This window comes from Herbidospora yilanensis (genome assembly GCF_001570565.1).
GTDB lineage: Bacteria > Actinomycetota > Actinomycetes > Streptosporangiales > Streptosporangiaceae > Herbidospora > Herbidospora yilanensis.
Map to the genome: position 1 here is coordinate 37560 of NZ_BBXE01000035.1, position 13950 is coordinate 51509.

Consider the following 13950-nt stretch of genomic DNA (forward strand, 5'->3'; position numbering starts at 1 on the left):
ACCTACCCAGCTCAGCGCACGCGGCCCCGCGGCTTCAGCCGCAGGGAGGGCAGTTCGGGGGCGCGGAGCGGGTCGCCGTCGTAGCCGGGCACCGGGCCGAGGGCGCCCTCGCCCCAGGAGCGGCGGAACTCGACGATCTCGTCGTGCGAGCGGCCGACGAAGTTCCACCACATGACGATGCGCTCCTCGAAGGGCTCGCCGCCGAGCAGCAGCAGGCGGGCGTCGCCGCCGAGGTCCACCGAGGAGCGGCCCGCGCCCAGGTAGAGCAGCGGCCCCGGCTCCAGCGTCGTCCCGGCGACCTGCGCGGTCCCCGACAACACGAGCGCGGCGTACTCCCAGGCGGGCTTCAGCGGCAGCCGCGACGGCGCGGACACCACGATCTCGGCCCCCGCGATGGGCGTGTGCGCGGTGGCGGGCGAGGTCAGCCCGGCCAGCTCCCCCAGGAGCACGGTCACCGAGCAACCGGGCTCGGTGAGCTCGGGCAGGTCGGGGTGGTGCTCGAAGGCGGGGGCGGTGTGCCGGGCGCTCTCGGGCAGCGCGACCCAGAGCTGCGCGCCGTGCAGCCGCCCGTATTCGGACTCCTCGGAGTGGGCGATGCCGCGCCCGGCGGTCATCAGGTTGAGCTGCCCCGGTTTGATCACCTGCTCGCTGCCGAGCGTGTCGCGGTGCAGCACCTCGCCCTCGACGAGCCAGCTCACCGTCTGCAACCCCGTGTGGGGATGGGGCGGCACCGTCATCGTGGCCGGTTCGGGCCCGTAGGCGTCGGCGAAGCACCACGCCCCGACCATCCGCCGCCCGGCGGTGGGCAGCGTGCGGGTGACCTTCATGCCGCGGGTCCCGCCCAGCACGACGTCACGGCCGGGCAGCAGCTCCGGTTCGCCCGCGCCCTCGCCGCCGCAGACGGCCTCCCGGGGGTCGCTTTCGAGGTTGCTCATGTACGGGAATCTACGCCGACGCCCGTACGAGAGAAGACGAAGGCCCCGCTCGCGGACGAGCGGGGCCTTCGGTCGCGGCAGGGTCAGCCGGCGTGGGCGCCGTTCACCGACAGGACCCGCTCGGCCGGCGGGATGGCCGGGAACTGGCCGGTGTCGACGATGCCGTGCTCCAGGTAGGCGGCCTCGATCAGCGCGTGGGCCTTGGCCTCCAGCTTCCAGAGCGAGCGGAACTCCTTGGCCATGTCGATCGGGACGCCGGTCTCGCGGGCGATGTCGGCCGCGCGGGGCACGAAGCGCTCCTCGATGGCCTGGTCCCAGTAGGCGCGGGCGGCCTTGATCCACGACGAGCGCTGCATGATGTCGACCGGGGAGGCGACGGGCCGGCGCTGCTCGTCCTCCTCGTCGGCCGGGGCCATCAGGGCGCGCACGGCGATGCTCGGCTGCTGGGGCTCGGGCTCCCACGGGACCGGCGGGTGGAGGTCGAGCAGGGCGCTGGTGTTGAACAACGCGCCGATCTGCGAGAGCAGCGCCTCCTGGCGCTCGGCGTCGTTGGCCAGGCCGGTGTGCTCGACCGCCTGGTCCATGGCGCGGTCGAGGCGGGCCAGCGCGGCGCGCATGCGGCGCTCGGAGGCGCCGGTCTCGCGCAGGTGGCGGGCGCGCTTGGCGGCCAGGGCGACCCGGGTGAGGCGGCGGTGGGCGTCGACGTCGCTGGCGGTGCGGTCGCTCGACTCGGCCAGGCCGAGGCGGACCATCGCGCGCTCGGGGGTGAGCCGCCAGTGGATGCGGCTGCGGCCGGTGAGGCGGACCCGCTCGATGGCCATGCCGCGCTCCCAGAGCCACGCGGCGACCAGCGGGGCGGCCAGGCGGAAGATCGCCTCGGCGAGGCTGGCGGCGTCCATCGCCGACAACACGGCCGACAGGCCGGTGAGCACCCAGACCGCCAGGCCGTCGATGCCGGCGGCGTAGTTCTCCCGCATGTTGCGGCGGGCCCGGACGGCCGAGGTGATGACGGCGACCTCGATGAACGCGAAGAGCAGCAGCCGCAGCGGGCCGTCGAATCCGAGGACGTCTCCGGCGAACTGCCACATGCCCTGGGCGGACACCCCGGTCGCGATGCTCGCCGCGACGATGGTCAGGATGTCTTCGGTCGGCCGGGGGGCGACGTACTTGGTGAAGACACGGCCGGCTCCGCGCCAGACGGCGCGCAGGACATAGAGCAGGATGACGAGCGCCACCAGGGCGAAGACGGCGATGATCGCCGCGCCGACCGGGTTCGCGGAGACCCAGGCGGAGACCTCTTCGAATTCAGGCATACGAACCATCAATCTCGACGTCCGACGGTATAACGACGCGATCATTCCAGAATGTCGCGTGCCACGCGCACGAAACCCCTGTGACAGCGGGGAAATCGGTGATTCCAGCCTCCTGTGGCGGGCACGCTCATCGGGTACCGAACCGGCCCGAATCGTTGTTAGATGGCCCTCGGCGGAGGAGGACACGAATGGACGTCGCCGACCTCGTCAAAGGGGCCGCCGGTGGAGACGAGACCGCTTGGAACGCTCTCGTGGCCCGGTTCACCGGGTTGCTGTGGGCGGTGACGGCCGGGTTCGGGCTGGGCGACGACGACCGGCGCGACGTCGTGCAGGAGGCCTGGTTACGGCTGGCCGAGCGGCTCGACCGGATCGAGCAGCCCGACAAGGTCGGCGGCTGGCTGGCCACGACCGCCCGGCGCGAGGCGCTGCGGCTGGCGAAGGCGGCGGGCCGGGTGACCCCGGCCGGAGACGGCTTCCTCGCCGACGTCCGCTCGCCCGACCGCACCCCCGAGCAGGTCCTGCTCGACGCCGAGCAGGCGGCGCTCGACGCCGCGCGGGCGGCCCGGCTGCTGGCGGCGTTCGAGCAGCTCGGGCAACGCTGCCGCGACCTGCTGCGGATCCTGTCGGCGACGCCGCCGCCCAGTTACCTGGAGATCGCGGCCACCCTCGACATGCCGGTCGGCAGCATCGGGCCGACCCGGGCCCGCTGCCTGAAGTCGCTGCGCGCCAAACTCGGCGGCCCCGAGTAGGTATCAGGAGCGGCCGGTCACCCTCCTACCTTCCGTGACAATCGTGTCTGAACTGAGGGCCGCCTTCGTCGGACGTGACCGCGAACGGGCCGCCCTCCACGCGTGCGCCGACCGGGCCCGCTCGGGCCGCCCGGCGCTGGTCCTGGTCGACGGGCCGCCGGGGGTCGGCAAGACCGCGCTGGTCCGCAGCGCGCTGGAGGGCTTCCGGGTGCTCGCCGCGAGCGGCGATCCCCTCGAAAGCTCCTTCGATTACGGCTTCGCCCAGCAGTGGCTCCACGACGACGCCTCGGGCGACCCCATGGACGTCGGCGCCCGCCTGCTGGGCGTGCTGACCGGTTCGGCGGAGCCGGTGGCCCTGGTGGCCGACGACGCGCAGTGGGCCGATCCCCCGTCGGTGCGGGCGCTGGCGTTCGCGCTGCGCCGCCTGCACACCGGCAACGTGCTGGTCGTCGTGGTCACCCGGGACGAACCGCCCGACGGGCTGCGGCGGCTGTTCCGCGACGCGACCCGGTTGTCGCTGACCGGGCTGAGCGCGGCCGAACTGGGGGAACTCGCCGCGAACCTGTGCCCGGTGCCCCTGGGGGCGGCGGCGCTGGCCCGGTTGCGGACGCACACCGGCGGTTCCCCGCTGCACGCCGAGGCGCTGCTCCGGCAGGCCCCGCCCGGCGTGCTGGCCGACCCCATGGGGCCGCTGCCCGCGCCGCGGGGGCACGCGATGGACGTACAGGACCGGCTCGGACGGCTCGACGAGCGGACCCGCGCGCTGGTCCGGGCGGCGAGTGTGCTCGGCGAGGAGGGCCCGCTCTGGCAGGCCGAACGGCTCGCCGGCACCCCCGGCGCGATCCTGCTGCTCGACGGGGCGGTGACGGCCGGGCTGCTGGTCCACCGGGTCGGCGGGGAGCTCCTGGTGGGCTTCCCCGATCCGCTGACCAGGGCGGCGGTCTACGAGGGGCTGCGGCCGGGCGAGCGGGCGCGGCTGCACCTGGAGGCCGCCGCCATCTGCCCCGACCCGGTCGACCGGCTGCGGCATCGCATCAGCGCGGTCTCCCGCGCCGACGACGCGTTCGCCCGGGAGGTGGCCGCCTTCGCACGGGAGCAGGGGGCGGCCGGGAACTGGGAGGTGGCGGCCGACCACCTGGAGCGCGCCGCCCGGCTGACCGCGTCGGCGCGCGAGCGCGGGGTGCCGCGGGCGGAGGCGGTGCACGCGCTGCTGCTCGCCGGGCAGCCCGGCCGGGCCGCCGAGCTCGCGCGGGAGCCCAACGCCCATCCGGGCGCGCGGGCGTTCGCGGCGGGGCTCGTGGCGGAGGCGTGCGGGGACGGCGGTCGGGCGCGGAGCCTGCTCGAACGGGCCTGGCACGACCGGGAGCCGTCCTTCGAGGGCGCGGTCGCGACGGCGCTGGCGCGCCTGCACCTGTCCGACGGCCGGATGCACGAAGGCCATCGGTGGGCGCTGCGGGCGTCGGGGCCGGGCGCCGGCTTCGTCCAGGCGGTCTCCCGGTTCGCCGCCGGGCGGCAGGACGAGGTCCTGGACCTCCGGCTGCCGGACCCGGCGGTGGCCTCGCCCGGGGAGCTCGACCTGCTGACCGGCCGCGCGGCGGCGCGGCTCTGGACGGGCGACGCGTCCGGGGCCCTGGCCGACCTGAGGGGGGTCCCCGGCGCGGTGGCCGAGACGCTGCGGTGCCTCGCGGAGGTGCGGGCGGGGGCCTGGGACGACGCGCTCTCCCGCCCCCGGGGGACCTGGACCGCGCCCTACACCGTGGCGGCGCAGGCCATGGTCCACGCCGCGCGGGGCGAGGTCGCGACCGCCCGGACGCTGCTCTCGCACGGGCTGGGCGCCGTGAGCGGGCTGGCCCGGATGTTCCTCGACGCGGCGGCGGCGTTCGCCGACCAGGTCGAGGCCGGCACCCCCGATCCCGCGATTTCGCCCGACGCCGGATTCGCCGCTTGCGGGTGGATGTTGCCGATGGCGGAGGGCGGGCCGCGGGTCCGGGCGGGGGTGGCGGCCGCGTGCGGGGAGGGCGCGGCGGCGGCGCCGCTGTTCGAGGAGGCGGTGCGGTCCCCCGATCCGTTCGAGCGGGCGCGGGCCGAGTTCGCCTACGGCTCGTTCCTGCGCAGGTCGGGGCGGCGCACCGACGCGGCGGTCCGGCTGCGCGCCGCCCGCGACGGGTTCCGGGCGCTCGGGGCCACACCCTTCCTGGAACGGTCCATGCGCGAGCTGGCCGCGTGCGGGAGATCGAACGACGCGCTGACGGCCCAGGAGAGCACGGTCGCCGGGCTGGTGGTGGCGGGGCTGACCAACAAGGAGATCGCCCGGCGGCTGACGCTCAGCGTGAAGACGGTCGAATATCACCTGTCGAACGTGTTCGCGAAGCTGGGGGTGTCCTCCCGGACCGCTCTGGTGGCGCGGCTGGTGCGGGGTCAGCCCCTGCGGGCGTAGAAGCGGCCGTCGTGGCGGTCGATGCGCAGCGGGCGGCCGAAGCACGCCGACAGGTGCTCGCCGGTCAAAGTCTCCGCGACCGGGCCGCCGGCCAGCACCCGGGCGTCGCGCATCAGCAGCGCGTGGGTGGTGGTCGCCGGGACCTCCTCCAGGTGGTGGGTGACCAGCACGGTCGACAGGCCCGGACGGACGGCGAGCTCCTCCAGGGCCTCGATCAGGTCTTCGCGGGCGGGCAGGTCGAGGCCGGCGAAGGGCTCGTCGAGGAGCAGGATCTCGGGGTCGGCCATGAGGGCGCGGGCCACCCGGACGCGGGCCCGTTCCCCCTGGGAGCACACGACGAAGAGCCGATCGGCCAGGTCCTTGCAGCCCAGGTCGGTCAGCAGGGCCTCGGCCTTGGCGTGCTCGGCGGGGCCGTACTGGTCCCAGAGGGGGGCGCTGGTGCCGGTGTGGCCGGTCAGGACGACCGTCTTGGCGGTCGCGCCCTCCTCCTCCAGCAGGCTCTCGTCGACGAGCCGCTGACTGGCCGCCACCAGGCCGATGTGGCGGCGCAACTCCCGCAGGTCGACCTTGCCGAGCTGCTTGCCGAGCACCCGGGCGATGCCGGAGGTGGGGTGGCGCACGGTCGCGGCGACCGACAACATCGTGGTCTTCCCGGCGCCGTTGGGGCCGAGCACCACCCAGTGCTCGCCCTTCCGGACGGTGAGGTCCACGTCGGAGACCAGCGCGCGGCCGACGGCGCGCACGCTCACCCCGTGGAGTTCAAGCGCGGAATCGTTCATCCGCACAGCATGTCAGGGTGTTTCAGGACACCCGGAACTGCCCTCCCACGCGGTCGAGGTCGGCCGGGTGGTCGGCGATGTGGATGCGGTCGCCGTGCTTCACCCCGGCGGGCACGGCCGAGTCGAGGTAGGTGTTGATCCCCTTCACCAGGAAGTCGTCGAGTTCGCCGTCGACGAGCCGCAGCAGCGCCGCGCCGCCCTTGGCGGTGATCAGCTCGATCGGCCGGCCGTCGAGTTCGAGGCAGACGGCGCCCTCGTGGTCGCTCTGGGTCAGCACGGTCAGGTAGGCGACGTCGCGGTCGGGGTGGACGCGCAGGTAGGCGTCGGCGTGGCCGTGGGTGATCCGGACCCGCGACGCCGCGGCGGCCGGGGCGGAGGGGAGGGCGTCGGCGAGGACCGTACAGGGACGGAGGTCCTCGTCGAGGGCCGGCGCCGGGCCGTCGACCACGACCGAGCCGCCGGCCGCGATGTGCGCGGCCAGCAGCGCCTGCACGTGGCGGTGCATGAACGGCCCGCCCGGCACGGTCACGCTCCCGTGGACGGCGAGGTCGTCGACGGTGGCGCTCTGGAGTTCGACCAGCGCGTAGTCGGCGCCCTCGGCGCGGCAGCGCTCGTGGTAGGCGCGCAGCGACCGGCCCAGCCGCGGGGCGTCGGAGCCCTCGGGCGAGAAGGCGGCGATCCCGGCGTAGGGGAGGTAGAGGCCGTAGGCGCCGGCGCGCTCGGGGCGCGACTCCAGGAACTCGGCGCCGTGCAGGGTGAGGAAGTCGGACATCGACTTCAGCGTGTGGGCCTTCGGGGTGGCCGCGCCGTTCTCGTCGATCGGGGCGCAGTCGGGGTAGGGCGACTCGTGCAGGTCGTCGAGTTCGGTGGTCCAGCCCGAGGTGTTGACGCCGGTGTAGACGTTGAACCCGGTCGCGCCGGCCGCCAGCGCGAGCAGCGTCTGGTGGTAGGAGGTGGTGCCGTCGGCGTAGGCGGGGTCGTAGAGCTTGGAGAAGCCCCAGTTCTCCTCCAGGTTCGGGCCCGGGGCCCGCTTGGCGGCCGTCACGTAGCGGGCGTGGGAGTCGCGGTTGGCCGAGACGACGCCCATCCAGTTGGTGAAGCCGTAGTGGATGCCGTCCCAGATCTCCGGGCGGACCCGGGCCAGCCAGTCGTCGAACGAGTGGTGGTGCTCGGCGGGCGGGTTGAGGTTGACCACGACCGGGACGCGCGCGGCGACGGCGGCGCTCCAGCGGTGGTAGACCTCGGCCAGGTACTCGGCGTGGAAGCGCCCCCAGTCGGCGTAGGACTGCAGCTCCTCCGATCGCGCAGGCCCGGTCCACTCCCTCGGGGGCTCGATGTCGGACCAGTCGCCGATCGCGGTGCCGTGGAGGCGGTCGTACTCCTCGACGGTGCCGTACCAGTCCTTCAGCCGGTCGCGGTAGAAGGCCAGCGCCGAGGCGCTGTAGTCGTAGGCGCTCAGCGGGAGCGCGCCGCTGGTGTAGATGCCCTCGTTGGCGATCTGCATCAGGATGATCGGCCCGTCCGGCCAGGTCGCGGGCTCGATGACCTCCTTGCCGGTGGCGTTGAGCCACTGGGTGACCATGCCGTCGAACAGCGGCGCGAGCGGTGCGGGCAACGGGTCGCCGAGCCAGTTCGAGGCCTCGCCGGCGGCGTCGAGCACGGCCTCGATCGCCGAGTTGTTCTTCGGGCACACCCAGTCGGGCAGACCGCCGTAGTTGGTCTCGGCGTGGATGAACGGCCCGGGTTTGGCCACCACCTGGAGCCCGAGCTCGTGGCAGAGCGCCAGGAATCCCACCACGTCACGGTTCCCCTGGCTCTCCCCCGAGAAGTCAGGCGGACCGTCCGGGGTCGGCTGGTGGTGCCGCCACGGGAGATAGCACGTGATCACGCGGATGCCCAGCTCGTCTCGGATCGCGATGAGCCGGTCACGCCACACGGAGGGGTCGTCCCGGTAGTAGGGGTAGTCGGCCGTCACGAGCACCTGCGGCTCGCCGTCGATGACGGTAACACCGTCGCGGACCTCGATGGCCACGCTCACTCCTTCGCTGGTACACCGTATTGCTCTAATACATAGTCTATATCTTGAAAAAAGTCACCCATGGCTCGTTGGTAACGCTCCGACCACGTCGGATGACTTATTTTTGGCTCTGATCTAACATGGGCGCAGACATGGGGGAAGGAAGATCATGGTGAGGCCCGAGCGACGTACCGTCCGCGATCTCCGAAGGGGGAACCGGGCGGTCCTGTTGCGCGCTCTCTATTTCGCGGGCCCGACGAGCCGCCACGAGCTGACCGCCCTGACCGGCCTCAGCGCGGCCACCGTCAGCAACGTGACCGGCGACCTGCTCGCCGACGACATCATCGTCGAGGCAGGGCTGGTCGACAGCGACGGCGGGCGTCCGCGTGTACTGCTGCGCGTCAATCCGACCTACGGTTTCGCGATCGGCGTCGACGTGGGCGAGACCCACGTGCGCGTCGAGTTGTTCGACCTCGACATGAACGAACTGGCCAAGAGCGAGTTCGCGCTGCGCCCGGGCGCCCACGACGTCGACGTCGTCGTGCGCCACGTGCTGTCGGGCATCGACGCCGTCGTGGCCGACAGCGGGGTGCCGCCGTCGAAGGTCCTGGGCGTGGGCGTCGGCGTGCCCGGCATCGTCGAACGCGGCCCCGAGGCGATGATCCACGCGCAGACCTTCGGGTGGCACTCGGTCCCGCTCGGCAGCCTCCTGCGCGCCGGCACCCCGTTCCCGCTGCACATCGACAACGGGGCCAAGACGATGGGCCAGGCCGAGATGTGGTTCGGCGCCGGGCGGGGTTCCCGCCACGCGGTGATCGCGCTGATCGGGTCGGGCGTCGGCGCCAGCATCATCGCCGACGGCGTGACCTACCGGGGCGCCAACAGCTCCGCCGGCGAGTGGGGCCACACCAAGATCGCCATCGGCGGCCGGGGCTGCCGATGCGGCGGCCGGGGCTGCCTGGAGGCCTACATCGGCGCCGAGGCCGTGCTGGAACGTGCCGGAATCGACGTCGACACCTCGACCGAGCAGGCGGCCTTCGCCGAACTGGTGACCTCGGGCTCCCCGGTGATCGACGAGACGGTCGAATACCTCGGGGCCGGCCTGGCGAACCTGATCAACCTGTTCAACCCGGAGCGGATCGTCGTCGGCGGCTGGGCCGGCCTGCTGCTCGGCCAGCACCTGCTGACCACGATCAAGCAGAGAGCCGCCGAGAACTGCCTCACCCAGCCCTATTCGACGGCCTCGATCGTGCTCGGCCGCCTCGGCCCCGACGCCGTCGCCCTGGGCGCGGCCACCCTCGTGGTCGACGAATTCCTCCTCAGCACCACCTCGTCGTCAGTGTCGCGGGAGCCCGCCGTAAGCTAGTTCGGCGCGCTGACCTTACGGATTTCCGTCGCGTGAGGGAGCGCATACCGCAGAATGGCGTCAAACCCCCCACTGGCCGAGGAGATCACTTTGGGCACTTCACGCGACATCCTGGACCTCGCCCTCAGCGCCCGCGAACTGGCCGACAACCAGCCCGCCGGCACGTTGGAACACGCGGCCGCCACCTCCGTGGCGATCACCTGCGCGACCACACGGGACGAGGACCAGGCCCGATCGGTGCTGGAGGGGGTCTCGCCGGAGGAGGTCAGGGCCGCGGCCCTGGAACTCTTCGAACGGCTCGCCCAGCAGTAAGAGACGGCGGCACGGCTCCGGCCTGTGGGGGCGCCGGAGCTTGAGGTCGTGTACGTCCTGAGCACGGCCCCGGCGGACACCGCACCCGGGACCGCCTCTCATGTGACCGGCTGCGGCCACCAGCGGCCAGCGGATCCGACCGGCGCCGTGACGAACGCTCAGATCACGCTTTCCCCCCTTGCGTCGCTTCACTCTGCGGCGTCGGCGGTCTCCCCCGCCACCACCTCAAGAACCGAGTCGCCGTATTTGGCCAGTTTGTTCTCGCCGATGCCGCTGATCGTGCCCAGTTCGGCGAGGGTCGACGGCAGGCGGGTGGCGATCTCCTTCAGGGTCGCGTCGTGGAAGACGACGTAGGCCGGCACACCCTGTTCCTTCGCGGTGGCGGCACGCCAGGCCCGGAGGCGTTCGAACAGCGGCTTGGCCTCGGAGGACAGGTCGGCCGCCGGCGGCGCGGACTTCGCCACGGCGACCCTGGCCCTGCGCTCCGGGTCTTTGCGCATGGTGATGGTCCGCTGACCGCGCAGCACGTCGGCGCTGGCGTCGGTGAGGATCAAGGTCGGGTAGTCGCCGCCCTCGACGTCGAGGATGCCCAGGGCCAGCAACTGGCGGATGACCGCGCGCCATTCGGGCTCGCGCAGATCGGTGCCCACGCCGTAGACGCTGAGCGTGTTGTGGCCGTATTGGCGGATCTTCTCGTTGTCGCGGCCGAGCAGGATGTCGGTGATGTGGGCGGCGCCGAACTTCTGGCGGCGTTCGCGGTGCAGGCGCAGGATCGTCGACAGGACCTTCTGGGCGGCGACCGTGCCGTCCCACGACTCGGGCGGGGTCAGGCAGGTGTCGCAGTTGCCGCACGGCCCGGCCTGCTGGCCGAAGTAGTCGAGCAGGCCGACGCGGCGGCAGCCGACCGACTCGCACAGGGCCAGCATCGCGTCGAGATGGCGGGAGAGCCGCCGCCGGTGGGCGTCGTCGCCCTCGGAGGTGTCGATCATGCGGCGCTGCTGGACGACGTCCTGCAGCCCGTAGGCCATCCACGCCGTGGACGGCAGCCCGTCGCGCCCGGCGCGGCCGGTCTCCTGGTAGTAGCCCTCGATCGACTTCGGCAGGTCGAGGTGGGCGACGAACCGGACGTCGGGTTTGTCGATCCCCATCCCGAACGCGATCGTCGCCACCATCACCAGGCCCTCCTCCCGGAGGAAGCGTGACTGGTGGGCCGCCCGCGTGCGGGCGTCGAGACCGGCGTGGTAGGGCAGCGCCGGGATGCCGTTCTGGGCGAGGAAGGCGGCGACCTGCTCCACCGAGTTGCGCGACAGGCAGTAGACGATGCCGGCGTCGCCCTTGTGCTCGTTGCGCAGCAGGTCGAGCAGTTGCTTCTTCGGCTCGTTCTTGGGGACGACCCGGTATTGGATGTTGGGCCGGTCGAAGCTGGCGACGAAGTGGCGGGCGTCGTCGAGCTTGAGCCGGGTGGCGATCTCGGTGTGGGTGGCCGGGGTCGCCGTGGCGGTGAGCGCCACCCTCGGCACGTCGGGCCACCGCTCGTGGAGGGCCGACAGCGCCAGGTAGTCGGGCCGGAAGTCGTGCCCCCACTGGGACACGCAGTGGGCCTCGTCGATCGCGAACAACGAGATCTTCGCCCGGTCGAGCAGGTTCATCGTCTGCTCCGACCGCAACCGCTCGGGCGCGAGATAGAGCAGGTCGAGCTCACCGGCGACGAACAGCGCCTCGATGGCCTGCCGCTCCCCCATGTCCTGCGTCGAGTTGAGGAACCCGGCCCGGACGCCGAGCGCGGTCAGCGCGTCGACCTGATCCTGCATCAGCGCGATCAGCGGCGAGACGACCACGCCGACCCCGGGCCGCACGAGGGCGGGGATCTGGTAGCAGAGCGACTTCCCGCCCCCGGTCGGCATCAGGACCAGCGCGTCACCACCCGCGACGACGTGATCGATGATCTCCTGCTGGCCGTCGCGGAAGGTGTCGTAGCCGAACACCCGGCTCAGCACGTCGTGGGGGTCGGTGAACCGGGTCTCCTCGACCCAGGGGGCCGTTTCGAGCCGGGGTTCGTCTTCGTCGTCCCAGTCGGGGGCCTCGGCGTCGGGCCAGGGAACGAGTTCGTCGGGGGAAGCCACCCGCACACCCTAACGAGCCCGGACGACAAACCCGCCCCTCAGCGGCGGGCGGCCCGGACCGTGTCCGCGAAGGACACGACCGCGCGCAGGTCCGCCGCGCTCCACGGCATGCGGGCGCTGATCTCCTCGCTGTTCTCGTCCCACATTCTGCGGGTCGCCGCTTCGGTCCCCGCGCCCGCCGTGTGGAACGCGGCGCCGAGGGTGTCCCATCGGGCGACCGCGTCGCGCGCCTCGGCCGAGTCGGGGGCGACGTCGTCCCGCACGCAGGCGAGCAGGGTTTCGACCAGGGTGCGGAACTCCCGTTTGGCCGATTCGACGGCCTCGGGGCCGAGGGCCTCGCGGCGGGCGGTCAGGGAGTCGCGTTGTTCGGGGGTGAAGTAGGCGTCGAACATGGCCATCATCTCCAGGGCCTTCACGTAGTCGTCGGGGTCGTCGTGGGCGAGCAGGCGGGTGAGCTGTGCCCTCAGCGCGTCGAGTTCGGCGGCGCGTTCCGACAGGGCCGCCAGTTGCGCGCGCAGGAGGGCCTCCATGGTTCCCGGGGCCTCCAGCGATGCGGCGATTTCCTCCAATGACATGCCGAATGTCCGCAATGACCGGATGCGATAGAGTCGCCGAAGATCTTCCGGCCCGTAGCGGCGGTGGCCGTTGGGGGTTCTCTCCGTCGGGCGCAGGAGACCGATTTCGTCGTAGTGGCGCAGCGCGCGTACGGTCGTTCTGGTCGCCTGCGCAAGTCGGCCGATCGTCCACATGCGGCAACCGTACGACCTGCCGTGACGTCCGATTCAAGGGGAGATTCCCATGCTGGTGGCACGACTCCACGGCGCGGCCGATCTGCGGGTTCACGAAGAGGCCGATCCGGTGGCCCAGGCCGGGGAGACGGTCGTCAGGGTGACCTCGGTCGGGGTGTGCGGGTCGGATCTGCACTGGTTCGGCGAGGGCGGCATCGGCGACGCCCAGTTGACGCGGCCGCTCGTGGTCGGGCACGAGTTCGCGGGGGTGACGCTCGACGGGCGGCGGGTGGCCGTCGATCCGGCCGTGCCGTGCGAGGAGTGCCCGTCGTGCCTGCGCGGCTACCGGAACCTGTGTCCTCATGTGCGGTTCGCCGGGCACGGGCAGACCGACGGCGGGCTGCGGGAATACATGGCCTGGCCGAGCGCCTGCCTCCACCCGCTGCCCGACTCGGTGTCCGACCTCGAAGGGGCGCTGCTGGAGCCGCTGGGGGTGGCCATCCACGCGTTCGACCTGGGGCATCTCCCCCTCGGCGGGACCGCCGGCGTGGTCGGGTGCGGGCCCATCGGGCTGATGCTCATTCAGTTGCTGCAGATCGCGGGGGCCTCGACGGTCGCCGCGGTGGAGCCGCTGCCCCATCGGGCCGCGAAGGCGCGGGAGCTGGGGGCCTCCACCGACCCCCACGGCGACCTCGACGTGGTGTTCGAGGTGGCCGGCACCGACCAGGCGGTCGACACGGCCTTCGAGATGGCGCGGCCGGGCGGCCGGGTCGTGCTGGCCGGGATTCCAGACGAAGACCGCACTGTTTTCCGGGCCTCGACCGCGCGGCGCAAGGGGCTGACGATCGCGATGGCGCGGCGGATGAACGACGTCTATCCGCGGGCGATCAAGCTGGTGGCCCAGGGCCGGGTCGATCTGGTCTCGCTGGTGTCGGGGCGGTTCGCCCTGCGGGACGCGGCGAAGGCGTTCGCCGAGGCGCAGTCACGGCAGGGTCTCAAAATCGTTATCGAGCCCTAAATCGCGATTTGGGCCATACCTAAACAAGGCTACGGTCCGCTCGTTAGAGCCTTGAACTAACTCCTAAAATACCTGGCGCGTTCCACCCGTTCCGATCGCCCACGTCAGTTTCGATTGTCAACCCGCAAAAGTCCGACAGAACCGCGCGCCACGCGCCGAACGGCACTCGAAAG

At 72.4% G+C, this 13950-nt stretch carries 11 protein-coding genes; 5 read left to right on the forward strand and 6 right to left on the reverse strand.

The annotated features are described in order from the left end of the window. Window positions 1-11: 11 nt before the first annotated feature. A complete protein-coding gene (locus AW273_RS27590) occupies window positions 12-935 on the reverse strand; it encodes a pirin family protein (protein WP_062354147.1) in 924 nt (307 codons plus the stop codon). Window positions 936-1018: 83 nt separating this feature from the next. Continuing rightward, window positions 1019-2248 carry a hypothetical protein gene (locus tag AW273_RS27595; RefSeq protein ID WP_062354150.1) on the reverse strand — a complete coding sequence of 410 codons (1230 nt, stop codon included), beginning with the start codon at window positions 2246-2248 and terminating at the stop codon, window positions 1019-1021. Window positions 2249-2436: 188 nt separating this feature from the next. Between AW273_RS27595 and AW273_RS27600 the strand changes: the two genes are divergently transcribed. After that, complete coding sequence (locus AW273_RS27600) at window positions 2437-2997, forward strand: RNA polymerase sigma factor (RefSeq protein WP_062354153.1); 561 nt, start codon at window positions 2437-2439, stop codon at window positions 2995-2997. Between the two features lie 43 nt (window positions 2998-3040). Further along, the gene (locus AW273_RS27605) at window positions 3041-5434 is read left to right on the forward strand and encodes an AAA family ATPase (RefSeq protein WP_062354157.1); all 2394 of its coding nucleotides are present in this window, start codon (window positions 3041-3043) and stop codon (window positions 5432-5434) included. Here AW273_RS27605 and AW273_RS27610 read toward each other — a convergent pair. Further along, window positions 5416-6213, reverse strand: a complete 798-nt coding sequence (locus tag AW273_RS27610) for an ABC transporter ATP-binding protein (protein WP_062354159.1) — start codon at window positions 6211-6213, stop codon at window positions 5416-5418. The genes AW273_RS27605 and AW273_RS27610 overlap by 19 nt on opposite strands. 22 nt (window positions 6214-6235) lie before the next feature. Beyond that, window positions 6236-8245 (reverse strand): beta-galactosidase, encoded by a 2010-nt coding sequence (locus AW273_RS27615; RefSeq protein WP_062354162.1) that lies wholly within the window; start codon window positions 8243-8245, stop codon window positions 6236-6238. 214 nt (window positions 8246-8459) lie between these two features. On the opposite strand from AW273_RS27615, the gene AW273_RS27620 reads away from it, so the two are divergent. Beyond that, window positions 8460-9596: an ROK family protein gene (locus AW273_RS27620; RefSeq protein ID WP_232327625.1), complete on the forward strand. Its 1137-nt coding sequence runs from the start codon at window positions 8460-8462 to the stop codon at window positions 9594-9596. 90 nt (window positions 9597-9686) lie between these two features. Next, complete coding sequence (locus tag AW273_RS27625) at window positions 9687-9908, forward strand: hypothetical protein (RefSeq protein ID WP_030456848.1); 222 nt, start codon at window positions 9687-9689, stop codon at window positions 9906-9908. 188 nt (window positions 9909-10096) lie between these two features. Here AW273_RS27625 and recQ read toward each other — a convergent pair whose 3' ends face one another. Both recQ and AW273_RS27635 read right to left on the reverse strand, forming a co-directional pair. Further along, window positions 10097-12031, reverse strand: coding sequence for a DNA helicase RecQ (recQ, locus tag AW273_RS27630; protein ID WP_083950103.1), 1935 nt, complete (start codon window positions 12029-12031; stop codon window positions 10097-10099). Between the two features lie 38 nt (window positions 12032-12069). Next, window positions 12070-12780: a MerR family transcriptional regulator gene (locus AW273_RS27635; protein ID WP_062354168.1), complete on the reverse strand. Its 711-nt coding sequence runs from the start codon at window positions 12778-12780 to the stop codon at window positions 12070-12072. A gap of 49 nt (window positions 12781-12829) precedes the next feature. Between AW273_RS27635 and AW273_RS27640 the strand changes: the two genes are divergently transcribed. Beyond that, window positions 12830-13777, forward strand: coding sequence for a zinc-dependent alcohol dehydrogenase (locus tag AW273_RS27640; protein WP_062354170.1), 948 nt, complete (start codon window positions 12830-12832; stop codon window positions 13775-13777). Window positions 13778-13950: the final 173 nt, after the last annotated feature.